This window comes from Anaerotruncus sp. 1XD42-93 (assembly GCF_009917605.1).
In the GTDB taxonomy this organism is placed as follows: domain Bacteria; phylum Bacillota; class Clostridia; order Oscillospirales; family Ruminococcaceae; genus Anaerotruncus.
In genome coordinates this window covers 1-26,496 of sequence record NZ_QZEG01000013.1, presented here as the reverse complement: position 1 = coordinate 26,496, position 26,496 = coordinate 1, and the positions used below count along the sequence as shown (strand labels likewise).

General features: G+C 55.5%; 22 protein-coding genes, 1 pseudogene and 1 riboswitch. Of the genes and pseudogenes, 9 read left to right on the top strand and 14 right to left on the bottom strand.

Annotated elements, in window-relative coordinates:
• Positions 1–128: 128 nt before the first annotated feature.
• The 6 genes from folD to D5269_RS07125 all read right to left on the bottom strand — a co-directional run bounded on the left by folD (position 129) and on the right by D5269_RS07125 (position 13,554).
• Complete coding sequence (folD, locus tag D5269_RS07150) at positions 129–971, bottom strand: bifunctional methylenetetrahydrofolate dehydrogenase/methenyltetrahydrofolate cyclohydrolase FolD (RefSeq protein WP_016315231.1); 843 nt, start codon at positions 969–971, stop codon at positions 129–131.
• Positions 952–2,025: a prolipoprotein diacylglyceryl transferase gene (gene lgt / locus D5269_RS07145; protein ID WP_120483726.1), complete on the bottom strand. Its 1,074-nt coding sequence runs from the start codon at positions 2,023–2,025 to the stop codon at positions 952–954. The genes folD and lgt overlap by 20 nt, the downstream gene beginning before the upstream one ends.
• The gene (locus D5269_RS07140) at positions 2,022–3,329 is read right to left on the bottom strand and encodes a pitrilysin family protein (RefSeq protein WP_120483725.1); all 1,308 of its coding nucleotides are present in this window, start codon (positions 3,327–3,329) and stop codon (positions 2,022–2,024) included. The genes lgt and D5269_RS07140 overlap by 4 nt, the downstream gene beginning before the upstream one ends.
• On the bottom strand, positions 3,330–4,613 hold the full coding sequence (locus D5269_RS07135; protein ID WP_158604851.1) for an insulinase family protein: 1,284 nt from the start codon (positions 4,611–4,613) through the stop codon (positions 3,330–3,332). It abuts the gene before it with no gap.
• A 172-nt stretch (positions 4,614–4,785) separates the two neighbouring features.
• The gene (locus D5269_RS07130; protein WP_158604850.1) at positions 4,786–12,096 is read right to left on the bottom strand and encodes a glucoamylase family protein; all 7,311 of its coding nucleotides are present in this window, start codon (positions 12,094–12,096) and stop codon (positions 4,786–4,788) included.
• 150 nt (positions 12,097–12,246) lie between these two features.
• Positions 12,247–13,554, bottom strand: coding sequence for an FkbM family methyltransferase (locus D5269_RS07125; protein WP_120483722.1), 1,308 nt, complete (start codon positions 13,552–13,554; stop codon positions 12,247–12,249).
• Positions 13,555–14,026: 472 nt separating this feature from the next.
• A riboswitch (cobalamin riboswitch) is annotated at positions 14,027–14,230 on the top strand.
• Positions 14,231–14,361: 131 nt separating this feature from the next.
• On the opposite strand from D5269_RS07125, the gene D5269_RS07120 reads away from it, so the two are divergent.
• The 3 genes from D5269_RS07120 to D5269_RS07110 are packed head-to-tail and all read left to right on the top strand — an operon-like array spanning position 14,362 to position 17,212.
• On the top strand, positions 14,362–15,405 hold the full coding sequence (locus D5269_RS07120; RefSeq protein ID WP_120483721.1) for an ABC transporter substrate-binding protein: 1,044 nt from the start codon (positions 14,362–14,364) through the stop codon (positions 15,403–15,405).
• A complete protein-coding gene (locus D5269_RS07115; RefSeq protein WP_120483720.1) occupies positions 15,393–16,472 on the top strand; it encodes an iron ABC transporter permease in 1,080 nt (359 codons plus the stop codon). The genes D5269_RS07120 and D5269_RS07115 overlap by 13 nt, the downstream gene beginning before the upstream one ends.
• A complete protein-coding gene (locus D5269_RS07110) occupies positions 16,469–17,212 on the top strand; it encodes an ABC transporter ATP-binding protein (protein ID WP_120483719.1) in 744 nt (247 codons plus the stop codon). Before D5269_RS07115 ends, D5269_RS07110 begins: the two co-directional genes overlap by 4 nt.
• Positions 17,213–17,404: 192 nt before the next feature.
• Here D5269_RS07110 and D5269_RS07105 read toward each other — a convergent pair whose 3' ends face one another.
• The 3 genes from D5269_RS07105 to D5269_RS18880 form a co-directional block, all read right to left on the bottom strand.
• Positions 17,405–17,866 (bottom strand): GyrI-like domain-containing protein, encoded by a 462-nt coding sequence (locus D5269_RS07105; RefSeq protein WP_120483769.1) that lies wholly within the window; start codon positions 17,864–17,866, stop codon positions 17,405–17,407.
• A gap of 17 nt (positions 17,867–17,883) precedes the next feature.
• On the bottom strand, positions 17,884–18,594 hold the full coding sequence (locus D5269_RS07100; RefSeq protein WP_120483718.1) for a lysophospholipid acyltransferase family protein: 711 nt from the start codon (positions 18,592–18,594) through the stop codon (positions 17,884–17,886).
• A gap of 141 nt (positions 18,595–18,735) precedes the next feature.
• Entirely contained in the window at positions 18,736–18,858 is a 123-nt protein-coding gene (locus tag D5269_RS18880; RefSeq protein WP_256374349.1) for a hypothetical protein, read from the bottom strand.
• 175 nt (positions 18,859–19,033) lie between these two features.
• On the opposite strand from D5269_RS18880, the gene D5269_RS07095 reads away from it, so the two are divergent.
• From D5269_RS07095 to D5269_RS07070, 6 genes and pseudogenes are all read left to right on the top strand, one after another.
• The gene (locus D5269_RS07095) at positions 19,034–20,344 is read left to right on the top strand and encodes a putative DNA modification/repair radical SAM protein (RefSeq protein ID WP_016315219.1); all 1,311 of its coding nucleotides are present in this window, start codon (positions 19,034–19,036) and stop codon (positions 20,342–20,344) included.
• Positions 20,345–20,503: 159 nt separating this feature from the next.
• A complete protein-coding gene (locus tag D5269_RS07090; RefSeq protein ID WP_243126619.1) occupies positions 20,504–21,304 on the top strand; it encodes a TIGR03915 family putative DNA repair protein in 801 nt (266 codons plus the stop codon).
• Positions 21,305–21,358: 54 nt separating this feature from the next.
• The gene (locus D5269_RS07085) at positions 21,359–21,622 is read left to right on the top strand and encodes a TfoX/Sxy family DNA transformation protein (RefSeq protein WP_016315217.1); all 264 of its coding nucleotides are present in this window, start codon (positions 21,359–21,361) and stop codon (positions 21,620–21,622) included.
• A gap of 107 nt (positions 21,623–21,729) precedes the next feature.
• Positions 21,730–21,969, top strand: a complete 240-nt coding sequence (locus D5269_RS07080) for a FeoA family protein (RefSeq protein ID WP_120483716.1) — start codon at positions 21,730–21,732, stop codon at positions 21,967–21,969.
• A 15-nt stretch (positions 21,970–21,984) separates the two neighbouring features.
• Positions 21,985–22,143 (top strand): annotated as a pseudogene (locus D5269_RS07075) (FeoB small GTPase domain-containing protein); the annotation flags it as partial.
• A gap of 430 nt (positions 22,144–22,573) precedes the next feature.
• Positions 22,574–22,807: a helix-turn-helix transcriptional regulator gene (locus tag D5269_RS07070; RefSeq protein WP_120483714.1), complete on the top strand. Its 234-nt coding sequence runs from the start codon at positions 22,574–22,576 to the stop codon at positions 22,805–22,807.
• Positions 22,808–22,933: 126 nt separating this feature from the next.
• Here the strand turns inward: D5269_RS07070 and D5269_RS07065 are convergent, their stop codons facing one another.
• From D5269_RS07065 to D5269_RS07045, 5 genes are all read right to left on the bottom strand, one after another.
• On the bottom strand, positions 22,934–23,701 hold the full coding sequence (locus D5269_RS07065) for a DNA adenine methylase (protein ID WP_120483713.1): 768 nt from the start codon (positions 23,699–23,701) through the stop codon (positions 22,934–22,936).
• A 144-nt stretch (positions 23,702–23,845) separates the two neighbouring features.
• On the bottom strand, positions 23,846–24,550 hold the full coding sequence (locus tag D5269_RS07060; RefSeq protein ID WP_120483712.1) for a M23 family metallopeptidase: 705 nt from the start codon (positions 24,548–24,550) through the stop codon (positions 23,846–23,848).
• On the bottom strand, positions 24,547–24,909 hold the full coding sequence (locus tag D5269_RS07055) for a hypothetical protein (RefSeq protein ID WP_120483711.1): 363 nt from the start codon (positions 24,907–24,909) through the stop codon (positions 24,547–24,549). The genes D5269_RS07060 and D5269_RS07055 overlap by 4 nt, the downstream gene beginning before the upstream one ends.
• A gap of 20 nt (positions 24,910–24,929) precedes the next feature.
• Positions 24,930–25,262, bottom strand: a complete 333-nt coding sequence (locus tag D5269_RS07050) for a hypothetical protein (RefSeq protein ID WP_120483710.1) — start codon at positions 25,260–25,262, stop codon at positions 24,930–24,932.
• A 101-nt stretch (positions 25,263–25,363) separates the two neighbouring features.
• On the bottom strand, positions 25,364–26,320 hold the full coding sequence (locus tag D5269_RS07045; protein ID WP_166545152.1) for a tyrosine-type recombinase/integrase: 957 nt from the start codon (positions 26,318–26,320) through the stop codon (positions 25,364–25,366).
• Positions 26,321–26,496: the final 176 nt, after the last annotated feature.

The following is a 26,496-nucleotide window of genomic DNA, read 5'->3' as shown; positions in this document are numbered from 1 at the left end:
CAAGACAAAAAAAGAATTGCGAAAGAGGCTCTGACACAAGAACGTCTCTTTCGCAATCTTTTTTCGATGCCGTATCCGAGGCCCTATTGCCTCTCGCGCCTGGCCCGCGCAGATACCACGAAATCCAATCAGCGTTTTGCAGCGGCAATCGTATTTTTCATCAGCATGGTGATGGTCATTGGCCCGACGCCGCCCGGAACCGGGGTAATCGCGCCTGCAACCTCGCAGACTGCGTCAAAGTCCACATCCCCGCAGAGTTTACCATTTTCATCGCGATTCATCCCCACGTCGATGACAGTCGCCCCCTGCTTGACCATATCCGCGGTGACAAACTTTGCCTTTCCAACCGCCGCGACCAGAATGTCCGCCCGCCGGGTGACCTCCGCGAGGTCTCTGGTCCGCGAATGGCAGATAGTGACCGTCCCGTTCTGGTGCAGCAGGAGCATCGCCATCGGTTTGCCGACAATGTTGCTGCGCCCGATCACGACGCATTCCTTGCCGCTCACCTCGACCTGCGCCGCACGCAGCAGTTCCATCACCCCTGCCGGTGTGCAGGGCAGGAATTTGTAGTTGCCAATCATGATTTTCCCGACATTCTGCGCATGGAACGCGTCCACATCCTTTTCCGGGGAAATGGCCGCAATCACAGCCTTTTCATCAAGATGCCCGGGCAGCGGAAGCTGAACCAGGATACCGTCAATGTCCGGCTTTCCGTTGAGCTTGTCCACTAGCGCGAGCAGCTCTTCCTGTGTTGTCTGGGCAGGAAGCAGATATTTTTCCGAGTAAATCCCCAGCTCTTCACACGCTTTTTCCTTGTTGCGTACATAGACCTGCGAGGCCGGGTCCTCCCCGACCAGCACCACTGCCAGTCCCGGGGTGATCCCCTCTTCCGCGAGCGCGGCAACCTCCGCCTTCATCTGCCCGCGCAGTTCAGCGCTTACCGCTTTCCCGTCAATCAGTTTTGCGTTCATCCTGCTCTTCCTCCTCCTTTGGGGCAGCGTCCTGCCCTGCCGGCATCCCGCTGTCCGGCTGTTCTGTTTGCGCCGGCTCCTCTTCCTCTGCCGCGACCGGCCCTTCCTGCGGCCTGGAATAGAATTCCCCGCGCAGGATGGCCTGTCCTTCTTCGGTATCCACATAAAGTTTCCAGCGGTCCGGGCCGTCCGCGCTTTTGATCTTCCGGCAAACCACAAATACTGCCACGGCCGATGCGATCACCAGCACCACTGCGAGCGCCTGCGAAACCCGTACGCTTCCCCACATCAGGCTGTCGGTGCGCAGCCCTTCGATCACCGACCGGCCAAGCCCGTACCAGCCTGCATAGAAGAGGGTGAGCTGACCGTCAAACCGGCGGCGGCCGGTCATCCAGACGATCAGCAGGAACCCGGTCAGGCACCAGACCGATTCATAGAAAAAGGTTGGATGTACACCGAGCGTCCCGGCCGTGATCTGGTCGGCAACCGTCTGGTCGATCTGCCCTGTGCGAAGCAGGAAATCCGCTGCTGCGGGGGAGCACATCCGCCACGCGCCGCCGGTGACGCTTCCAAACGCCTCGATATTGACGAAGTTGCCCCAGCGCCCGATTGCCTGCCCGAGAATCAGTCCGCCAACCGCGAGGTCTGCCATGGGCAGAAACTTCACTTTGCGAATCCGGCAGGTCAGATACCCGGCGAGGAACCCGCCGATCACGCTCCCATAGATCGCGATTCCGCCTTCCCAGATTTTAAAAATATTGGCCAGATTGTCCTTGTACTGATCCCACGAAAAGATTACGAAATAGGCCCGCGCACCGATAATCCCGCCCAGCGCGCCGCCGAGCACCACGTCAAGCGCCCGATCCGGGTCCAGACCGAAGACAGGCGCGCGTTTGGAAATATACAGGATTGCGAGCAGGAACGCCAATGCAAAAAGGATACCGTACCAGTAGACCGGCCAGTCGATCCCGGGGATGGTGAACGCCACCCGGTCGAGCTGGAACGGCTCAATCCCAAGCCCGGGGAAAGCGACCGTATGCCTTTCCATACTCATTCCACCGTTCCCCCTGTCTCGCTGTCCTGCGGCCGGACGATCGAAAGTGCGGATTTCTCCGGATCGAACGCGACCCGCAGCCGCTCTTCCATCTGTTCAAGGGTTGCGTTGGCGATGACGTCAAGCAGCGAGAAGATGTCGTCGATCCCCGCGAAGTGGGCGGCGCACATCAGCCCCGCGACCGGCTCGGTGCGGCTGTACAGGCCGATATACCGCCCATAGGTCGCCCGCCGGATCAGCTCGAACTGCTCCCGGTCGATCCCGTCCCGCCTGAGCGCCGCGACCTCTTCCCTGATCTGCTCCGCCGCCTTTTCCGGCTCACGCGATTCACCCGAGAAGATCGCGCACATATAATCGCGTCCTGCCATCACCTCGGTACCGAACGTCGCGTTGATGATCCCCGCATCATACAGCCTGCGGTAGAGCGGGGAAGCCTCCCCTGCGATCAGGTCACAGAGCATCTCGTCCAGAATCTGATTTTTCAGGTTGCCCGCTTCACCGCTGGAAACCCCTTTGAATCCGAAGTGGAAGAGCGGCGTTGCGACCGAAAGTTTCTGTTCGACCAGCGGCTGACAGATCGAATCCGGCTCATCGACCCTGCCGCGCTCGATCTCCACCGGCTTGGCGTCCGGTTTCAGCACCCGTCCGGCGACCTCCAGCACCTGCTCAACCGTAAAGTTGCCCGCCACGCAAAGCACCATGTTATTGAGATGATAGAAGGTGCGGTGGCAGCGGTATAGCAGTTCGTGGTCGATCTGCGCGATCGACTCAACGGTGCCCGCAATGTCGATGCGCACCGGATGGTTGTGATAGAGCGCGCCGAGCAGGTTGAACATCACCCGCCAGTCCCCGCTGTCATCGTACATCCGGATTTCCTGTCCGATAATTCCCTGCTCCTTCTGCACCGACGCTTCGGTAAAATAGGGCCGGCGGACAAAATCCAGCAGGATTTCGAGCGATTCCGAAAACCGGTCGGTGCAGGCAAACAGATAGCTCGTGCGGTCGAACGAGGTGAACGCGTTTGCCGAAGCGCCGGTTTTTGCATACCGGGCAAATGCGTCCCCTTCCTCATTTTCGAACATCTTATGCTCGAGGAAATGGGCTACCCCCTCCGGAACATCCACAAAATCCGCGTCATCCTGGGTTTTAAACCGGGTGTCCACCGAGCCGAGCTTGGTCGTAAACGCCGCGTAGGCGGTCGAGAACCCTTCCATGGGGCAGAGCAGCATGGTCAGCCCCGAGTCGTGTTTGATCCGGCAGACCTCGATCCCCAGACGTTCCGAGCGGATGATGGTCTTTTCCATTTACTCCGCCTCCTTTCCGGTGAGAAAATAAACGGTATCCAACGTGACCTGGCCGGCCGCCTCGACAATCTCTTCGCGGGTTACCGCCTCGATCATCGCGCTTTCCTCCTCGGGCGAACAGACCCTGCCCATCATGATCTGGGTCATATACCAGTCGTCGATTGCGCCGAGCGAATCCCCCACCGCGTTCAACGAAGTCTGCATCAGCAGCTTGGTCGCGGTGATCTCATCATCGGTAAATTCGCCCCTCTGCATCACCCGGAACTGGTTCATGATCTCGTCGTACGCCTTCTGTTTGTTGGCCTTCTCCACCCCGCTGTCCACGAACATCAGCCCGGTGAGCCGGTTCAGACGGGCGGAGCAGTAGTAGCAGAGGCTCTGCTTCTCCCGCACATGGAGGAACAGGCGGGAATTGGGGGTCCCGCCATAGAGCGCAACCATGACCCGCATGGCAGCAAGCTTTTTGAGGTCACCGCCGATGCCGCCGGTGCGGAAGCCCAGCACCAGTTTTGACTGCGCGACATCCAGCTGTTCGGTCACCTCGTTGACCTGCTCGGCTCTGGGGCGGGTGTGGACCGGTTCCACCGGGACCGGTGCGCGCTCCACAGATGAGAACGCCTGCCGGAAAATTTCCTTCGCGGTCGCGGGATTTCCGCAGCCGACAAAGAGCAGTTCGATCTGGGCGCTGCGAAGAATCCGGCGGTAGGCATCTGCTGCCGAAGCCGGGGTAATTTTGTGCGCGTCCTCGATATAGCCATACTTTTCGATCGCGATCTTTTCCCCTTCGCACATGATCGACTGGCACCGGCTCATCGCATAGAACCGCTTGTCGTTGATCTGGCTTTCGAGCACGTCAATGATCTGCTGCCGCTCGAGTTCCACATCCTTTTCCGGGAACACACCGTCTGCAAAGGCTGGATCGAGCAGGATGTCGGTCAAAAGCTGCGCGCAGGGACGGACCATCTCCTCCCCGCCGAGGGTGAACCGGTCGTCAACCCCATAGATCGACAGATCAAGCGACTGGCAGCCGCCATATTTTGTCACATCACAGGCGAGCGACGCGCCATACAGCTCGTAGAGTTTCCGGTTGAGCCTGGTAAAATCCGGGCAGCTTCTGCACCCCTTGCGCAGGAGGAACGGAACTACTGCGTTGTCGGTCACCGTCTCGCGGTCGAGCGGGATCACCAGATTGGCTGTTATGCGGTTGTGCTTGAATTTGGGATCTGTGACACTGCTGAAGTGCACTCCGTCACAGAGCTGTTCTCGCTGAAATGAATTGCTCATCGAATGATCTCCTGTCTGAAAGATAAAATTGTAGATACGACATTCTGACTGCACACGCCGCATCGCGGCGCCGAACCCAGCCGTTCCCTATGATAAACCATGAAGCGGCTGGCCCGGTAGACCTTATTATAGCACAGATTCCCGCGATTGTACCAACTTTTTCACCCTGTTTTTAAATCGTTAACAAAATCGTATGGGAGCCACCGTCCGCAGGGATTTGTTCAGCCGGCTGTCCGTCCACCGTGAGCGAACGGTTCCCGGTGCGCACCACCTCGACCAAGAGGACAGCGTCCCCCTCCCGGATGGACGCGGAAAACCGGTTCCATTCGGGAGGCAGGCTGGGTGAAAGGGTGAGCCTCCCGTCCCGGAACCGCAGGCCCAGCAGCTCTTCAAGCACCGCGCGGTAGTACCAGCCCGCCGCTCCGGTATAAAGGCTCCAACCTCCGTGTCCACAGACCCCGCTATGGGTGTAGATGTCGGCAGGCATCCAGTAGGGCTCGGTCTTGAACTGGCGGGCAAGGGTCCCATCGGTGCATCTGGAGGATGGATTCAGCAGATCAAGCAGGTCCCATCCCTCCTGACGCCGCCCCGCGCGCAGCAGTGCCATCGCAAACCAGACCGCCGCATGGGTGTACTGACCGCCATTTTCCCGGATTCCGGCCGGATAGGCCCCGACATATCCGGGTTGCTGCTCCGAGCGGTCGAATGGCGGGGTGAACAGCCGCACCAAGCGGTGTTTCCCATCCACAAGGCGGCGGATCGCGCTGTCCAGTGCGGCGTCGGTCCGGGTGCAGTCGGGCATTTCTGCGAGCACCGCAAAACTCTGCGGCAGCAGGTCGATCTGACATTCATCGTTCCGGCGGCTCCCCATCGGCATCCCGTTGTCATAGAATGCCCGCAGGTACCACCTTCCGTCCCAGCAGTTTCGGTCGATCTGCTTGCGGAGCTGTTCCGCATCCCGCCGGAACCCCTCCGCCCGGACAGGGTCTCCCTGCTGCTCGCAGACCGGCGCAAACCGTTCGAGCAGGACCGAAAGGAACATCCCCAGCCAGACACTTTGCCCGCGTCCTTCTACCCCGACATTGGAAAATCCGTCGTTCCAGTCGCCGCAGCCGATCAGGGGGATTCCCCTGTCCCCGATGCGGGACGCCCGGTCGATCGCCCGGAGGCAGTGGTCGTAGACGCTTGCCTTCTCTTTGGTGTAGCCGGTTTCAAAATACCGCTCCTGTTCGGACTCCTCAAGCGGCTCCCCCGCGCAGAAACTGACTGGATGATGCAGCAGTGTGCTGTCCCCGGTCGCTTCGAGGTAGTCACATACCGTATAGGGCAGCCAGAGCAGGTCGTCGGAAAAACGGGTGCGCACCCCGCGCATCCGTCCGGGCGGGAGCGGATGCCACCAGTGAAGCACATCCCCCTGTACAAACTGCGCGGTGCAGCACCGCAGAATCTGACGCCGGGTTTCGTCCGGTGCAATCGCAAGACAGGCGCCCGCATCCTGAAGCTGGTCGCGGAACCCGTACGCCCCCGAACTCTGATAAAATGCGCTTCTGCCGAACAGCCGCCCCGCCAGAATCTGATGTGGCAGGAAGGTGTTGACCAGCCGGTCGAGCGGCTCGCTCGGGGTGGAAATCCGGATGGTGCGTCTTTCAAACGGATGCCCCGCGCCCGGACAGGCGGTCTTTGCCGCGCGGATTGCGTCCTCCCGGCTTGCCGCCGCCGCGAGAACAAAGGTGATCTGCTGCGCCTGATGGGGCGGCAGGCGTTTGCGCACCATGACTCCTATGACCGGATCGCTGCCCGTGATAAGCTCCCGAGCGGACCAGTCCCCAGAAAGCAGGGCCGCGCGGCTTGACGTGTAACTCGGATGCTCCCCCGGGACGTGTATCGCCGCAAAACAGCCGGACATGGTGTAGGGATTGTGTAGGAGCAGGCAGTTTTCATCCTGCTCCATCTGGAGGTGTTTCGCTGTCAGACGGCTCACCCCCAGTACCGGTTCGAGCAGATAGGTGCAGACCACCTCGGTTTCCACCATCCTGGTGTTTTCCAGCCGCAGGCTGACCTGCTTCGCGCTCTGTTCCCCGCAGAGCGCGACCGCTGCCGTACAGGCAATTCCGCCCGCTCTGCCCATATAGCGCGCCTCTTCCGGGGAAAATGCGGCCCGCGCCCCCTTGCAGAGGTCATAAATCCCTTCGGTGGTTTGCAGGAGCAGCCGTTCCCCGTCCAGACCCGAAGCAATGTCGTTGCTCCAGGACGAGAGCCTGCATTCGTGGGCATTTCTCCACCAGGTGCATCCGAGGCTCGCGTCATTGAGCAGGCACCCGAAGGTGCGGTTTGCAAGGATGTGGGTGAACGGGAGCGGGGTCACCCGATCGACATAAAACCATCCGTCCAGATAGGCGCCCCCCACGAGGTCGAACCGGTCCTCTCCCCCTGGAATCTCCGCAGGCAGGAGATGCAGCATCTCGACGGGAAAAACCGCCTGCCCCCCTTCGGTAGCCCCTTCGACCCCAAAAATCCCGCAGGACGCCGCATAGAGCGCCGTGAGGGACTGTGGATCGAGCGTGTCCGGGTCAAGCGCACGCACCCCCTCCGGCAGTTCGAACGTCGGTGCGCCCAACAGACAGAGATCAAATTCCAGACCTGCGAACCGGAGCTGGTCCCAACAGCGCAGGCAGGCCCCGAGGGAATCCGGTTCCGGCCTGGTACGCCAGTCGTAGAGCAGGATTGGACGGTCCCCTGAAATTCCCAGCGACCAGAGCGCATCCTGCCCGCGCCGGCTTTCCGCACGCGCCTGCCGGATTGGTTCGGGAATCCCAGTCCCAAACAGAAGCGCGGGCAAAAAGGTCCGCGCCATCCGTCCGGCGAGGGAATCCTCCGGCAGAACCGGCTGCGCAGGCTGTACCCCACGTTCCCGCACCGAAATCAGGTTTCCTACGCTTTCCTCCAGCGTTGCCGCCACAGAGAGCAGCAGGGTGACCTGGGCCTCTCCCTCCGCCGGAACCAGTGTGGACAGCCGGAGCGCGCAGCAGCCGTCCGGGGTGGCAGTCCCCCCGTCAAACGGAAGCGTGTCGAACCGAAGCAGGTTTTGCAGCCCGTCCGGATAGGGGGTCACATCCTCCCGGCGCAGGGCGTAGGCGTAGCTGTACCGCCGGTCGAACCCGAGGGTCAGGAACAGCCCGTCCGAACCGTCCCGGTTCCGGCGGGAAAAGACCACCGTATCCGCCGCCTGTTCCCGCCCGCCGCAGACAAACAGCTTGGAAAAGGCGGGATGAGCGGCATACGCACTTTCGGTCGAAAGCACTGGTTCGAGATAGAACAGCAGGTCGGCAACCGCCTGAATCCCGGTGCCATTCTGAACCGTTACGGTGCATCCCTCTACCGGGAGCGACCGGTCGATTACAAATGTCTGGGAAACCCCCAGATTCCCTTTGCGCGCCTGATAGGCCGCCTGTCCGCCCGCGCACCCGAACCGGTGCTCCACCCCTTCCTGAAAGAAGGGAGCGGCAACCGCGCTGATCGTCTCCCCGCAGAGCCGCACCACCGCCAGAATGCCCTGGCTATCCCGCAGCAGGCCGCGGGACCGGCGGGTGACCTCCTGATCCCCGCAGGAAAGCCAGTTGGTTCCCGTGTCCGCAAAAAAATGGCTCAATCCGCTCCCGGTGAGCATCCCGCAGACCGGCTGGTCCGGATTCCCCACCGGCTGGAGGGAGAGCGGTTCCCGCTTTGATCCCTCCCTTGGAGTTGGTTCCTGTTTTCTCATTCTGCCATACACCACCACATCTTTTGCTACTTTTTCCTGTAGGAATTCCTGTGCAGAACCCATCGCGTGGTCCCGCAGAAACCGCTTCTGCATCCGGTTCTGGAAAAGCGCGTTCACCGCTGCGGCAAGGCTCATCCCGACATGGTGCGCCATAAACGACCGTACGATCCGGTATTCCCCGCCGCATCGTTCCTCGGTGAAATCCGCCGCCTCATAAAACCCATACTGCCCGACCAGCCCAAGCTGTTCCAGCCGGCGGAGGTTCTCCATCCCGCTGTGCGGGTCAAACGGCAGAGCCAGAAAGCTGGAGTAGGGGGAGACGACACATTCCCGATCCATCCCCTGTTTGGCGGCGAGCGCCTGTACCCCGTGTGCCTTGTACTGGTAGTTGAGCTGGCTGTCGAACGCGAAATAGCCGCTCTCGCTGATCCCCCAGGGCAGGCCGGCACATTTTGCACGCATCTTCTGGCACCAAAGGGCGTAGTGTACCGCTTCCCCCAGCAGCGAACCCTGACTGACCGGCAGGAGCAGATGCGGCATGAGATATTCAAACAGGGTGCCGGTCCAGGAGATCGGGCCGGCGTATGCCCCCTCCCGGCTCATCGACCGGTTGAGCGCGCGCCAGTGCCGGTGCGGCACCTGCCGGGACGCAATCGCATAATAGCTCATCGTGCGTGCTTCGCTCATCAGGAAATCATAGTGGGAGCCAACCCGGTTCCCATTCTGATCCAGCCCGATGGAAAACAGCTCCCGGTTGGGGTTGTAAAAGACCGAAAGATCTGTGGTTTTCAGGATGGTCTCAATCTGGTCGATGATCTCTTGCAGCCGGGGTTCACAGGGTACATATTCATAAAGACCCTCCTTGAGTGTCACCAGAGCACAGAGGTAGTTCCCGCTGTCCACCGCCGAGACAAACCGGTCAGGGAGCACCCGCAGATCATCGGTCGCATACCAGTTATAGAGGTTCCCATGGCAGGTTTCAAGCTGCCCGATCGTTTCAAAGGTGCGCGAAAGCCGCAGCGCAAGCCCTGCGCTGTCGATCAGGTGCAGATCCCGCGCCGCAAGGTTGGAAAGCAGCAGCATCCCGATATTGGTCGGGGAGGTACGGCGCGCCACACGCTCCACAGGCGAGAACTGCACGTTATCGGGCGGCAGGTAATGGTTTTCCGCGTTGGCGTAGTCCTCGTAATAGCGGAACATCTGCGCACACCAGCCCAGCAGTTCCCGACGCTCTTCGTCCGAAAGAGCGGGGCTACGATCCGGGCATTTCCGGGCAGTTACCGCCGCTAGGGCCGGATAAAGCAGAAAGAAAAGCCCGAACAGGCGTATCCACCAGCGGCCCGCCGGTGCAAACAGGACGAGCAATCCGCCCAGCGCCGCTGTACCCCAACTGCGGCGCAGCATCGCCAGAAAGCTGATCCGCCTGACCTCGCTTTGGGCAGCGGTGGTCCACTCGAGCAGGTGCTTTCCGGTGCGCAGACGGCCGAGAGTGCGCACCGCTGCATCAAGCGAGACCGCCGCCTGTTCCGCACATAGGGAAACCAGAAGCCCACCCTGCGCCGCAAGTTCGATTGCGAGCGGCAATCCGTGTCCAAAATACCGGCGGGAAGCTGCTGCGCCCCATCCGCCCAGCAGAGCGCGAACACACCCCAACAACGGCCCCAACGCGATCGAAAGGAATGCCGCCGCGCATAGGATGCCGGAAATCTGCGGCGCCGTGAAGCAGGACAGAACCACGCATAAAACCGCAAAGACCGGGTTGAGCGACCGGCGCAGGTTGTCAAAAAGCTGGTAGCGGGCCAATGTACTGATCGGATGGGGGCGTCTGACTCCATGCAAAGTGAACTGCCTGCCCAGAAAACGCAGGTTCTGCCAGTCCCCGCGCACCCAACGGTGCAGCCGGGCGAGCCAGGAGGCAGCGTTGCGCGGTGCGCTGTCGGTCATCTCCAGATCGGAAACCAACCCCACCCGCAGATAGGCTCCCTCCAGAATATCGTGACTGAGCACTGCCCCCTCGGGGAACCGCCGTCCAACCACCTCATGGAACGTCTGAATGTCGATCAATCCCTTTCCCGAAAAGATCGCGCTTCCGAACAGGTCCTGGTAGAAGTCGCTGCACGCCTGTTCATAGGTCGCGATGCCGCCCGCACCCGCCATGATCCGGGAAAAGACAGTGGCCTTCGCGGACTCCAAATCCACCCCGATCCGCGGGACAAGGATGCCGAACCCCTGGGTGACGATCTGCCGTTTGTCGATGACCGGGCGATTGAGCGGGTGCTCCGCAACTGAAATCAGCCGGTTTGCCGCGTCAAACGAAAGCCCGGTGTCCGCATCCAGTGTGATGAGATATTTCATCTCGGTAAGCTGCTCCCGATTCCCAACAAAGCAGACCGGTTCCACCTGTCCGCCCTGCAAAAACCGCACAAATTCGATGATTGCGCCGCGCTTACGTTCCCAGCCTGAATAGGTGTCCTGGGTCTTGTTGTAGGTGCGCCGGCGGATGAAGAGCACGAACCGTCCCCCATACCGGCTGTTGAGATGCACAAAGACCTTTTTCGCAGCAGCAATATTCGCCTCATCCTGTGGATGCCAGGGACGTTTCTCCTCCCGCAGATCGGCAAGCAGACAGAAAAACAGGTTATCCGCGCGGTTGGAAAAAGAAAGCCGCTCAAACTGTGCAAGCAGGGTTTCAGATTCCGAAGCATCCGGCAGTACCATGGAGACCGTAACCACCGTTTTGGGGGCGTGATTATCCAGACGGATGCGCGGCAGATGGGCAGGCCGCGTTCTGTACAATGCGGCAGCAGTCAGCAAAAGACGCACCGTCTCCACCAGCGGCAGATAGGCCGCCAGTGCAGCAGGCAGGCTGTAAACTCCCAGCAGGACACAGAGCGCCAGCGGGATCAGCCAGACTGCTGCAAGCAGGATGCCGCCCATCCGGTGGGCATGGATTTCCTGTGGATCGCGGTTAAGCAGGTAAAATCCCACATGCCGTTCCCGCTCCGCATCCGCCTGCTGGGCGCAATGCAGCACATCGCGTGCCACCTGACTTTCTGCGATCCCCGAGCGCTGTGCAATCCGCGCCACAATCTGTCGGTAATGCGCCCGGGATTCCCGCTCCATCCGCGGGTAAACGCATGATGGATCCTGCTCCAATATTGATTCCACCGGGCTGCAATGCCGGCTGACTTTGTCAAAGTCGATCTCATAGACCGCATCCAGTCCCGCTGCCGCATAGGTAAGCAGCGGTTCCCGCCTCTCCTCAGAACAGTCGTCTCTGCATGCATCCGCCGCAATCAAGATCAGGATCCCTTTCAATGCCGTATAAACAAAACTGAGCTGGCATTCCTCCAGTTCAGCAGTCGCATTGGCGGTTCGGAGCGCCTGTTCCACCGCCTCCTGACCAAGCGGTTCCTGTCCATCCGAAAATACTTCGTAAAGCAGAAACGTGATTCGGTAAAGCGGGATTCCACGTCCGCGCAGACTCTGCATCTCCTCGATCGTATGGAGGGCATGTCCCTCGAATGCGTAAAAATGGTCATATACCCATCTTTTCCAGCCGTCCTGCGGCTGCTGTTCCAGCGCATGATAAGTCTTGCGCAGCAACAGCAGCGCGTCCTTCAGGATATAACGCAGCTGGCGGATGCCGTCGGATTTCTGGAGCGCGCGCTGATATGCGTCTTGCGCCTTTTTTTCAATTTTTTGTAAGCGTTGTTTGTCCATTGCCCTATCCGTCCATTCGTTTTTTCTGGAACTAGTGTGGGCAAATTTTACCGGAAACATACAAAATACGCATCAGCGCACCAAATGCAGAAAAAGAGCACTTTTTTCTTGACAGAAAAGTGCTCTTTTCATTTCAGCAGGTATAGCCTTTTACAGAAGGATCAGATCGCATGGCTCGTGGTTTAGCTCTTCCCACAGCAGCTTCACTTCAGAAATCGGGCGGAAGGTTTCGTTCCCTTCCGTAACCTGTGCGCTGATCGCAAAAGAATCAAAATACTCCTCCAGCATGGCGATCATCTCTTCATAATTTCCAGAGGCATGATAACGATCCTGATTGAATTCGATACAGGTGGGAATTTTGTGGCTTTGATAGAGCGAACGGCTCCCCTTCAATACTTCATATTCGTGCCCTTCTACATCAATCCAGATATATTTGATCTCGCTCTGCGCAATATTGTGCTCTTTTAAATACTGGTCAAGCGTGGTGGTTGCGACAATCTCATCCGTATCATCCTTGCTGCCCGTTATCAGGCTGTTTCCTCCCTGATTTTCCATACTGTTGACGCGGAGCGCCGCTTTTTCTCTCACCTGGTCCGACAACGCGATCTGTTCCACCTGAAATTCCGGACCGATTCCATTGATCCCCGCATTGCACCGCAGCAGCTTTGCACAGATGCTGTAAGGCTCAAACGCAATGAACCGGAACGCCTTTTTCAGCTTCATCTTACAGTAGATGGAGGTTGTCCCAATATTTCCACCTATATCCAGGAAAATGCCAGACTGAGGTGCTTTACCCTGATAATATACGCGGTCCGCAAGGCCGATAAAATTGTCGATGTCGTCTCCCGACCAGTTTCGTCCACTTCCCATCATATAGTGCGGGATGACCTTATCCTGTCTTTCATAAAAATAGGTGATCCCTTCTACGTTCAGGCTGAAATACGGCCCTTCATACTGCTGTACCATATCGTACGACTGTAAGGACTTATACTCCGGAGAATTCATGAAATTGGCCCGCAGCTCTTTCCAGCCAAGCTGGTTTCCCTCTACGATTTCCGGCCTTTCCGGCTCCCGGTCAAGCAGGTACCGATAGGCATAGAGCATGGCGGCCTTTTTGCTGTCTTGATCCATTTCCCCTCTGGAGATCTCCTGTCTGATGGCAGCAATGGAGGCTTCCAGCTGAAAAACAGCCGCTTCCAGTTTGTCGATTCCCCCACCGTATTTCTGGTCAGCCTGTTCCTCCAATCTGCTGGTTTCTTCCCTGCACTTCTGTCCAAGCCGCTCTTCCAATTTGCAGATTTCTTCGCCGTATTTTTGCCCAAGCTGTGCGTCCTGCTCCTCCAGCTTCCCGATCTTCTCATCACACCGCTCCGCCTGCATCTGGCAGGTCTGCTCGAGCTGTCCCACCCTGCTGTTAACACGCTCCAGCTCTTCGAGAATCTGCTTTTTTGATACCATTTTTAAACGCTCCTTATTTTCTATCGTAATGAGGGAAGCCCGGCAGATCAATCGTGTTTCTGTCTCTCGTATGAGAGACAGAAACGGGACGTCCCGTTTCTGTCTCTCGTATGAGAGACAGAAACGGGACGTCCCGTTTCTGCTTTGGATAATTTTAGCATATTTCGCAGTTCCCTGTCAAGATGACCGGAAAATGCGCCATTGACAACTCCGCTCCTATCCTTGTATAATACACTTGAAAACAATTCTGTTTTCAAGCAGCGGGTAAATACCCGCAAGCATGCTGTATGCATGCTTATTCACTATATAATACGAAATAGAACCGCCTTTGGCGGCTCCCTGCGGCCAAAAGGCCGCAGGCATCAAAAGAACACTTTGATCCTTTTGATGTATTTCGATTATAAAATTGCATGGGGAGACTCTCCCAGTGCAGATGCCCAGGTGCAGATATTCCTGCACAGCGGCAGCCGACAAATCCTATACGCATGGCAGTGCCGCAAGGCCTGACAGGGAATCTATATCGTCAGCCCGCCAAATGCGCTTTTGACGATGGAATCAGAGCAGCCCCCGCTACTGTATGGAGGACGAGGTTCTGAAGATGTCACTGGGAGACCGGGAAGACCAGAACTGAGGATGAATCCGAGCCAGGAGACCTGCTGTCATGTGGGAAACAACGCTTTCGGTGGGAAAGCCGCGTGGTCAAAACGCTGTGTCCAAACAGCGTTCTTTTGGCGTACACGGACAGATCGAAAGATTTGTCTTTTTTTTATTGTCTGCCGCAACAAAACAATCGAAGGAGGACAACACATGAGAACCATCCATTTTTCCAGACTGATCGCCGTGGCGCTCAGTCTCACCCTGCTGGCGGGCTGCGGAACACAGGCCGCCAAATCCGGGCCTACCCCATCTGCGGAATCGGCGCCATCATCCGAGTCAGCGCCAGCTTCCTCCACTTTGGCGGATGAGGAAGCTTATGAGCCGGTCACCATTCAGAACGGGGATCAAACCATCACCTTCACCAAGATGCCCGAAAAGGTGCTCTGCTGCCACCTGTACGCGGCCGAAAACATGGTGATGCTGGGACTGGAATCGTACATCGCAGGAAAAAATGTTCCAACCAACCCCGCCGAAATGCCGCTTGATGAACTGAAGCCTAAATTTGAAGGCATTCCGGAGGTTGAGCGTTCGCATGAAAACGCGGTTGCGCTCGGGACGGATCTGGTGATCGGTCAAGTCAGCGCATTCAAGGAAACTGGCTGGGGAAGCTACGAGCAGTTCGAGTCCAAAGGGATTCATTGTCTGACCATCTCAGGCACGCTGGTCCCGGATGAAACGATCGAGAATGTCTATGAGGACATTGAAAATCTAGGAAAAATCTTCAAGGTGGAGGACCGCGCCGCTGAGTTGATTGCCAGCATTCAGAAGCAGATCGCGGAAGTGCAGGAGGCCGTGAAGGAAGTCCCTGAAACAGAGCGCGTCAAGGCGTTCGTGCTGGATACCTTCAATGGCAATGAAATCTATACCACTTCCAGCGGACTGCAAAGCAATCTGATCGAGCTGGCCGGCGGGATCAACACCACCCGTGGAATGGCGGATTCCAGGTGGTTCAATACCAGTGTGGAGACTCTGGTGGAGGTCAACCCGGATATCATTATTCTGAATGACTATGGCTCGCAGACGATTCAGGAGAAGCTCGATTTTCTCAACAACAATCCTGCCCTGCGGGAGGTGACCGCGGTCAAAAATCAGGCGTATCTGACCGTTCCGCTCGTGGCGGTGATGCAGGATGTGCGCGCAGCGAGCGCCTGCCGCACCTTCGCGGAATACTTCTATCCGGAATGCTTCGCGTAACCGGAGCGCTGAGGAGACGGAGTCTGCGGGGGCTGCTCCTTTTCCTGTTTCTGCTTCTCGTGCTGGGCGGGTCGGTGGTCGGGACGATCCGGGTCGGCTCGGCACAAATCCCTGTTCCTGAGGTATTTGGGATCCTGAAAGACCAGCTGTTTTTGGGTGGCAGGGAACTGGCATCCGGACGTTGGGAGATGCCGCATTTCCAGATTGTCTGGAATATCCGGCTTCCGCGGGTGCTGTTTGGCCTCTTCTGTGGCGCCGGGCTTGCGGCCTGCGGAGCAGCGATGCAGTCTCTGGTGCTTAACCCGATCGCCGACCCTTATATTCTGGGTATCTCCTCCGGCGCATCCGCCGGGGCGGCATGGGCACTGTTGATGCCGCTCCCGGCCTTTGGCGGGCAGTACCAGACCACCTTAGCCGCATTTGCAGGGGCAGCCGCTGCAGCCTGTGCGGTCTATTTTATCGCCAAGACCGCAGGCGGCGGACGGTTGCAGCCGATGACCCTCCTGCTCTCCGGAACTGCGGTCAATGCGGTGATGGGTGCGGTCACCAGCTTTCTGATCTTCCTGGCAAAGAGCCCGGAAAGCATCGCAGCGGTCTACAACTGGCAGATGGGAAGCCTTGCGGCAGCCCAGTGGAAAACCCTCCTGTTTCCCGCGGTCGGGACGACAGCCGGCATCGCGGTGTTTACCCACTGTGGAACTCGGTTCAACATGCTGATGATGGGGGATGAAGATGCCGCTGCGATGGGGCTGCGGGTCAAGTCGTTTCGCGCATCGATGTTCCTTGTCTGCGCGGTGCTGGTTGCCTCCCTTGTTTCGGTCACCGGCGTGATCGGGTTTGTCGGCCTGGTCGCACCGCATGCGGTCCGGCTGCTTTCCGGTACAAGCGACTGCCGTGTCGTGATCCCGCTGAGTGCGCTGCTTGGAGGGATTTATCTGGTCTGGGCGGACGCTCTTGCAAGAAGCGCGTTCGGCGCAGCGGAACTGCCGCTCGGTATCATCACCGCATTTATCGGTGCACCATTTTTTCTGTATCTGATGATCCGCAGAGGGAGGTACAGCGGATGAAGCTGGAATATGACCAAATCCGGGTGCGTCTCAGTGGCCGAGAGATTCTCAAGGGGGTGTCTCTAATCGCAGAAAGTGGGCGGATGACTGGTATCATCGGCCCGAACGGATGCGGAAAATCTACGCTGGTTAAAACGACATTTGGTATCTGCATCCCAAATACCGGACAAGTGCTGGCAGACGGTTCCGATCTCTCCCAGTACAGCCCGCGTGAACGGGCCGCCCTGATCGGCTATGTCGGACAGGATACAGGCTGTCCGTTTGATTTTTCGGTATCCGATGTAGTTGGGATGGCGATGTATGCCCGCAACGACCGTTCCCTGTCTGCCAGAGCGGTCATCGGGCAGGCGCTGGAACAACTGCAAATCTCCCATCTATGCAATCGGAGCATCCTTTCGCTGTCAGGCGGGGAACGGAAACTGGTCTTTATCGCCCGGGCCGTCGCGCAGGGAGCGGACACCCTGCTCCTCGACGAACCCACCAACCATCTGGATATCCGGCATCAGCTTTTTCTGCTGGACTACCTGAAATCCAGAGGAAAAACGGTCCTCATCGTACTCCACGATCTGCGGCTGGCTGCGCATTACTGCGATCATCTGGTCCTGCTTGCGGATGGGCTGGTCGCCGCCAGTGGGAAACCGCTGGAAGTCCTGTCCGCAGAACGGGTGAATCAGGTGTTCGGAATCTGCGGGAAAGCTTACGCCGCAGATGGGCAGGTCGATTTTTCACTTTTCCGGTGATACGATCATAGAGATCAAAAAAGGATTGGCGCGATTGCGTCAATCCTTTTTTGCTGCCTTTTTCAGTTTCTGCACACGTCCTCTTCGGAAAGAAAACGCCTTCTCTCTTTCTGGGCGGTCATTCCAAGAGAGCATTTGTTAAAAAAAGAGGGGCATCTTTTGGGCGAAATCTCCCTATAATCTGGAGTTTATTTACAACTTTCTAATTGGGAAAAGCATATAATTTTTCCCCGTCTGTGGACAGGTAAAATCGTGGACTGCCCCCACCAATGGAATGGAATTCTCCTCCAGGTATTTTATTGTCTTTGAAAAGGTATCGCTATCTTCACATTCTGCATAAATATATTCACAGCCAGGAATAATCCATTTTTTCCAACCATCAGGAGCTTCCGCATCATCTCGGCATTCTACTCCGGCAAGGTAAAGACCTTTTCTGAAATCTTCCCATGGATCGAATGAATGAGAAAAATCAGACATAACCCCCCATATGCCACAGATATTTCCATTTTCATCCTTTTTAGCTAGATGCTGAACTTCTCCAAAATGAGAATTTGCATCAATCCATAATCTTTGAATAAAACCTTCTCCGTCTAAAGTTGAACCTTCTTTCCCTATCACAATAAAAGATTCTTTTATGCATCTTTCAACTTTCATATTCTCCCTCAAAAATCTCATCCTTTTTCCTCGATAATCAATCGACGCACCTTATCACCGATCACCTTGAATTCTTCTCTGGAAAGTCCGGATGTTTCGATCGGGGGAAGGATATGCAATCGCACCGCCGCAGGCTTGATCCACATATGGTTTGCCTCCATCGCCTTGTACGATCCGCCGATGCAAACCGGCACGATCGGTGCACCAGTTTTCTGCGCGATCTTAAATCCGCCTGCCTTGAATTCGCCTACTTCATCGTTGCGGCTGCGGGTGCCTTCCGGGAAGATAATCATGGAACCGCCTTCCTGAATATTCCTGATCGCCTGATTGAGTGCAGTCATCGAGCGCCGGGGGTTGTTCCGGTCGATGAATACACAGTTGAAATACCGCATCCAGATGCGGATAAACGGGATTTTCTGCAACTCTATCTTGGCTACGATCCCATGTACCCGGTCAAGGTTACACAGAAGGATCGGAATATCGAAGTTCCCCTGATGGTTACTGACAAAAACAGCCGGACAATTCGGAATATTCTCCAGCCCGCTCACCGTTACCTCCACCCCTGCGAGCCGGAGCAGAGAACCCATCCACCAGCGCACCCGGCTATTGACCATACGGTCGCGCTTTTCCCACTTTTGACGCGATGTGAGAAACTGGGCACGCAGCATGCTTGGAACCAATAGGATAAGAGAAAGCCAGAAATAGAGAAACCAGATGATTGTTCTCATACAAAAAACTCCCCAATCATAAAATTCGACTGTTTTACTATTATAATGTAGTTTTTTAAAAATGACAAGCACAGAAACGAGTCCCATTTTTTGTGTCCCGTACAGGACGGCAGAAAACCTGTATATCCTCTCTGTGGGGATTCACGCTCTCCTGCTTCTGCGGTTATGAAATCTGGCCGCCATTTTATGAAACCAGGTATCGAGCCATGGGTCCAGAAGCAGCCCTATAACGACATCCGCCAGATCAGCCAGAAAATAGCCCATATCCAATCCCCCCACAGCTCAGACTGATAGTTTTATTTTAACGCAGGTATTCGGCAGAATCAATACATCCCGCGGAGAAGATAAGATAGATTTTCAAAATTCTGGACAGTTGACAAGTCTTCCGTAAAGTGGTATCCTAAAGAAAGAACTAATGTTCTTTCTTGGAGGGTTGAATGTGGACGTAATGGAAAAACTCGAGATACTTTCCGCCTCGGCAAAATACGATGTTGCCTGCACCTCCAGCGGTGTCGATCGGGCCGGTGTCAAAGGTGGGATCGGCTCCTGTGTCGCACGTGGAATCTGCCACAGCTTTGCTGCCGATGGGAGATGCATTGCGCTGCTCAAGGTGCTGATGACCAACTACTGCATCTATGACTGCAAATACTGTGTCAACCGCCGCTCGAACGATACCCCCCGCACAGCATTTACGCCACGGGAGCTGGCAGAACTGACGATCCAGTTCTACCGCAGAAACTATATCGAAGGTCTGTTTCTCTCGTCGGGCATCCTGAAAAATCCGGACTACACCTGCGAGCAGATGATCCGTGTGCTCGAGCTTCTACGGGGAGAATATCGGTTCAATGGATATATCCACGCAAAAGCAATTCCAGGAGCGGACAACGCCCTGCTCCAGCGGATGGGGATGCTTGCCGACCGGATGAGTGTCAATATCGAGCTTCCCAGCCAACAGAGTCTGAATCTGCTCGCGCCGGACAAGAGCCGAACCTCTATCCTGCGCCCGATGGGGCTGATTCAGAGCCGGATTGCGGAAAATTCTACCGATCTGGTACGCTATCGGCATGCACCGAAGTTTGCGCCAGCGGGCCAGAGCACCCAGATGATTATTGGAGCAACCCCCGATACCGACTACCAGATCCTGAACCTCACGCAGGCGCTTTATAAAAAGTACAACCTGAAGCGGGTCTTTTTCTCAGCATATATGCCGGTGCTGGAACACCGCCTGCTTCCCGCGCTCGACACCAAACCGCCGCTTTTGCGGGAGCACAGGCTCTATCAAGCTGACTGGCTGCTGCGCTTTTATGGATTCGAAGCATCCGAGCTGCTCGACCAACAGCATCAGAGCTTTAACCCGCTGGTTGATCCAAAATGCAACTGGGCGATCAACCATATGGAACAGTTCCCGGTCGAGGTAAACAGTGCACCGTATGAAATGCTGCTGCGGGTTCCGGGGATCGGCGTCAAAAGTGCCCAGCGGATTCTGGCGGCACGCCGCACCACTCTGCTCGATTTTGACGGGCTGAAACGGATTGGGGTGGTGCTCAAGCGGGCGCAGTATTTCCTGCTCTGCAAGGGCAGGATGATCGACGGGCTACGGGTCACACCGGATGGTGTCCTGCGTGCCCTGATTTCTGAGCGGGATTATGAATTGGCGCGTCTGCCGGAGGAAGCGCCGGAGCAGCTCTCGCTCTTCGACCGTCAACCGACCGGCCGGGATGTGGTGCAAAGCCTGACCGGCCAGCTCTGAAAACCGGTCCCCTATCTTTCCCTATCTGAAGTTGTACACAAATTTTTTACTGTTGCCGCAGGGCGGAACGTCTGCCTAATCTCCCCCGCCGGGAAACAAACAGGCCGGCCGGCTTGGGGACAGCTCGATCGAAACGGACAACCGAAAGGAGGTATTTCCGTGGAAACAGCATATACCTACGATGGAAGCCTTGGCGGCCTGCTCTGCTGCGTGTTTGACAGTTACACCCGGCGGGAGATGCCGCTGGCGATCCTGACTGAGGGTGAACCGACCTTTTACCGGACTTGGCCGGTCGAGACAGTCGAAGCCCATGCCATGCGGGTCTGGCGTTCGCTCGGACGGCTCTCGGGTGAGATTCAGGAATGGGTAAAACGCGGCTGGTTTTCCTGTGTGCAGGACAGGGAATGGATGATCTATCAGTTTATCCGGCTGGCTTACCAGTATGGCGCGCGGGTAACTTCGATGCTGACCAATGCGACTGTCTGCCAACTATTCAAGGCGGTCCGGATGGTGGGCAATGAAGCAGGGCAACTCATCGAGTTTCTCCGGTTTTCCGATTGTGGAGAGGGATTGGTCGCGGTAATCGAACCCAAGTGTATCGTCCTGCCTCTGATGCAGCAGCATTTTACCGACCGGTATCCCGAAGAAATCTTCCTGATCCACGACAAAACCAACCATATGGCCCTCTTCTACCGGCCATATCAGGCACAGATTCTTCCGGTGGAACGTCTGGAAGTCCCGGCAATGGGAGCGGAAGAGCAGATGCTCCGCGCACTCTGGCGCAAATATTACGAGGTCGCTGCAGTCGAAGGACGGGAGAATCCCCGCTGCCGGATGGGGCATATGCCAAAACGCTTCTGGAACCACATGACTGAGTTTTCCCAAACTCCAGCAGGAGAACCAGAACCCGGTACCGATCGGCTGACGCAAGGCCCCTCTCCTTCCATCCTTCCAGGATAACATATGGAGTATTGCCCCCTATAAACGCTTCCTCCCACCAGAAAGGAGAAATCCATGTCAAAATTAACATCCATGATGAACATTGGAAAGGAAATGTCCAAAAAACTAATCTCTATTGGCATTGATTCGCCTGAAAAGCTGATTGAAACCGGTTCCGAACAGGCATTTTTAAAATTGAAAGAGGCGTACCCTCGAGTTTGTCTGGTGTATTTATACACACTGGAAGGCGCGATCCAGAACATCGAATTCAACTGCCTTCCGGAAGACCGGAAAAAGGAACTGAAAGCGTTCAGCGACCAGCTCAAGAAGAAATTTTAAATGGATATAGATTCCCTCCGTGATCCCGAGTAGCATTCGCCCCACCTGCGGAATAGGGTAATAGGGGGTAATACATCCCTGAATCTTGAAATAGGTGGAGAATGAAGATGGAACAAAAGATGATTCCGCTGAGCCGGGTGCCGGAAGGCCGCGCAGCGCGGGTGGTCAGACTGCTGACCACCGGTGAGATGCGGCGCAGGCTACAGGACATCGGGCTGATACAAGGTACCAAAATAGAGTGTTTGCAAAAAAGCCCCGCCGGAGATCCGGTGGCCTATTACATCCGTGGCGCGGTGATCGCGCTGCGCTCGGAAGATTCGGATCACATAATGGTGCAATATGCATAAACAGGAGGGATCTTGATGGGGTTGACAGCCAGGTCCACCGGAAAAGGAGCGATGGACCGAAGTCTGACGATTGAGCGGGGTGGGGACCTGCGAGTGGTGGCGCTCGCAGGGAACCCCAACGTCGGAAAAAGCACCGTTTTTAACCAGTTGACAGGAATGCGCCAACATACTGGATAATATAAATAAGGCTAACTATTGCACTTATGCATCATCGGTGCCGCTCTCTCCCTGCTAAAGGGAACAGGCCGAGAAATTAGCTCAAAGATTCAAATTTCTTCATCTCCGCCATTACGCTTTATATCCAAGCATACCTTGCTTCATATTCGTTGATGGAATGTTTGGGTGCATAATTAGACGATAGTTTGGTTATGCAAAAAGGGCAGACTGTAGAACAGTCTGCCCTTTTTTACACATTGTCTAAAATCATTTACATATTAACATTGATCGTTTAATTCATATATAAATTTTGCATAAAAAACGACAAAATTCTATAATCGGAAGTCGATTTCCTTTATATTACATTCAATCTCCTATATTTTTAATATAGAAATCGGATAGACACGATTCTATCTGCTGCAAGTCTATATAATAGGAGGTTTTCATTATGGCAAAGACAGTATTTTTTGATCATAAAAAGTTCGATCACGCAATCCGGAAATCGAATCTGAAGCAGGAACAGCTTGCGGAACACCTGAATATCTCCGCACGACATATACGAAACCTGAAAAACGGAGATACTTCCGTTTCCGCCCCTCTCCTCTATAAAATCAGTCAGGAATTCCAAGAACCCATGGAATACTTTCTTACTTTCCGAGAGGAGGATGAAACAAGCAAATGAAATAAAGTGTGTTTTCATGCGCTTAAAAAAGTTCATAAATAAGCAAAACCCCTGAAGCGGAATCTTCTTTCGAAGATGTGTCCGCTCCAGGGGCTTTCTTTCTCGTTTATCCCTTTTGCACTTTTTTCAAGAGTAGTTTTTAATAATTAGTTCTTTGTATGCACTGCTGTATCCCTTCTTGTGGGCAAGAACATTGGATCGCTCAACCTCGATTATCTTATAGTCTTTGTACAGTTCTCTGATTTTCGGAACGTTATTATAAGAAAGAATAAGCCGTCCTCGTATAGTCTGGATGCACCTGAAAAGACGCTCATGATCTTCAGAGGAAAACCCATCATAACATTCAGCATTAAAGTATGGTGGATCCAAATAATAAAGAGTATCTGGCCTATTATAAGTCTTTATTAGCATTTCAAAATCTCTGTTTTCAATGACTACTCGCTGAAGGCGCTTCTGTATTTCTGGCAACCTATCAAGGGAAAGATTTAGATTCTTTGTACTGCAACTAAAATGCTCGCGATTTGCACCATAGCTCGCCCGTATAAGATAGTAATAACGAGCGGCCCGTTGAATATCCGTAAGCCCTCTGGTGTTAAGCTGTCCTAAAAAATCGGAAAATAACTCTCTTGAGTTGATCAGGATTTGCTCACCACCCATTCTAAGCTCTCGCTGTAATTCATCACAATGATATTGAACACATCGGTAAAGATTGATTAAGTGGCCATCTATGTCGTTAAAAATCTCGATTGGCGCGTGACGCTCTTTGGAAAATAAAATCCAACCTGCCCCGCCAAACACTTCTACATACCTACCTATTTCATCTTGGGGGAAATGTTCCAAAATAACTTTACGAAGTTGGCTTTTACCGCCAATCCAAGGAATAAAACTATCCATAAAAAAATATCCTCAAAAAGAAAAGCGGGCGCACCGGAATATGTCCAGCGCGCCATCCGTTTTTAACGCGCGTCTCCTGTGATAGCATCGCCTGATCCTACCACAGGAGATTGCTTCCTAACTTAATACATGCTTGGTATCAACCTATCTGTTTTTACACTTTGCAGCCAGCGCCATAATCTCTGCACACAACTCATCATATCTGGCCTTATAATCCGGTTCCGGCATCTCTTTAGGCAGCTTCGGCACCGCCAGATCGCTCTGAGAGCACCAACCACCTGATGTGTCGGCGATACTCTGCGCCTCTCCGACAAACCAGACCTTCGCCGGATTGATCGTGCTGTCGGACAGTCCGCCCGCCTTGGCATATTCGGCTTGGGTATTGATAATCCGGTTGCTGGCTGTCACCGATACACCGGGCGCGAGGGTGGGGTATTTGGTGTCGGTGTCCAGCTCAATATGCAGATGCGGGCCGCTGGTGTTGGCCCCGGTATTGCCATACTGAGCAATTACCTGCCCGCGCCGCACCTTGTCCCCTGCCTTAATCTTGACGCTTGCATGGTGGTAGGTGCGGGCGGTCAAGTCCCTCACTTTACCATCATTGCAGAGCACATCCCGGTAGACAAGCACTGTCACCATGCCTAGCCGGGACAATTTGCCAGTCAGCGTGGGGCCGTCCTGCCCGGCAACGATCACCTCACCATCTCCCAGAGCGAGTACATCATGGGTATTGGGATCGTAGCAGTCCACGCCATAATGGGGCCAGCCCCACTCTTTGAGATATTGCGGATGTTTATATCCCGCAGTGATACACATGTCCTTAAACGGCAGCGTCAACCTCTGGCTCATCTTAACACCTCACAGTCCTTGCCCTGCCCCATCTCTTGACTGCTGCCCGTCAGCCTGTCCAACTGCATCTTGGCATATCCCTCAATCGCGTCAAAGGTGGTCTGTACAATCTGTTCGATCAGACTGCGCGGCACAAACGGCCTCACTGCAAGTGGGATCAGCCCATAGAGCTGCCCGACCACCCACTCGAATTTCATCCCTCCTGCATTGGTTAGGTCGCTGTACAACTCTTCGGCCCGCCGGATCAGCGCGGCCACCCGTCCGCTGATCTTAGCATTGCCCCGATACCACAAGGCCAGGCCTCCAAGCATCAGTGCGCAGAGATAGATCACGATACGCATAAACTCCTGCACATTCATCTGTCGTTCTCTCCTTTCCTTCACAGTCCAATTCTGGTGCAGATAAAGCCGATCACAGCCCCGATCACAATGGTGACGATGTGCCCGACCGCCTTGCGCCAGTTCTCCCCGTCGCGCGCCTCCAGGCTTTCCAGCCGTTCGCCCTGCTGCTTCAGCTCGTTCGCCATGATCTCCATGTTCAAAGCCAGCTTTTCCACCGACGTGACCAGCGCGCCGATCTGCTCCACCTTTTCTTCCAGCGTGTCGAGCCGATGGTTCTGCCGGTTGTCCTCGGCTGCCAAACGCTTATGCTCTGCCTCAAGCCTCCGGCAAAACTCATCGTGTTCGGCCCGCGAAATGACCGACGTATCCATGTTTACCACTCCTTTCGCAAAAGTCCTTTCACTTTATCCGCCCGATTCCCGAATATGTGCAGCTGAATTGCACATATTTTAGGAAATTTTTTTCGGCCAATTCACGCTATAATCCGTTCGTATTCATACTGGATTGTCCGTTGAGACAGCTCTGCATAGATAAGGGTTGTCTTGGTGTCCTCATGGCCCAAAAGTCGCTGGATCACCGTAATATCCATGCCTCCGGCAAGCGCCAACGTCGCAAAGGTGTGCCGCAGCAGATGCGGATGCACATGCAATCCCACCCGGTCGCCGATCAATCCGAGTGCGCGTTGGATTGCCCGCGGCTGCATGGCCGGATACGGCGTCTTAATGCTCGCAAATAACGCATCCCCGCCTTTGCGCCGGGCGATATACTCTTCCAGCATCAGCTTGGCCCTGACACTGAAATAGACCTTGCGGCTCTTGTTGCCCTTGCCATGTACGACTACGCTCCGATCCCGCCAGTTGACATCCTCCATCCGGATTCCGGACACCTCGCTCAAGCGGCATCCACTGGATGCCAAGAACTCCACCAATGCCCGCTCCTTGTAGGTTTTGCAGGCATCCCGTAGCCGCTCCAGCTGCTCCTGGGACAGCGCGTGCCGCGACCGGGTGCGATCCAGTCTGGGGGACTTGATCTTGAGCATGGGATTTCTGCGGATGACGCCTTCCACTGTCAGCCAGCTGAAGAAGCTGCGCAGGGTATTGATGTGGGTCAACAGACTTCCGTCCCGCAGTCCGCGTATCTCCGACAGATAGGAGATGTACTCCCGCAGATCGTCCACTGTGATCTTGGTCACCGCTCGGTCTACCTGTCCCGCAAAAACTCCCAATGTGTACCGGTAGTTTTCAATCGTCCTGGCCGATAATCCATCAATCCGCTTCGCCGCAAGGAACGCCGAAATTTGCTTTTTCAGGTCTCCCCAGCCGGATCCATTCCGACAGGATATTTGATAGGGCTGCACCAGTTTCTGCGCTTGCTCCGAGGATAGCCCGGCTTCTACGAGCGCGCCAACCAGTTCCTGTTTGGCGTCCATATGCGTCCACTCCCTGTATGCTGCTTCTCAAACATTGCCGCCCTTACGGGCGGCTTGTCCCTCATTCCTCCGCTGTGCCGCCAAAGCTGACCGGTACAAGCTCCAGCAGACCGCTTTCAATCAACACCTCCGCACAAGTCTGCTTCAATGCTGCCGGAACCTCCGAAAATGCTGTT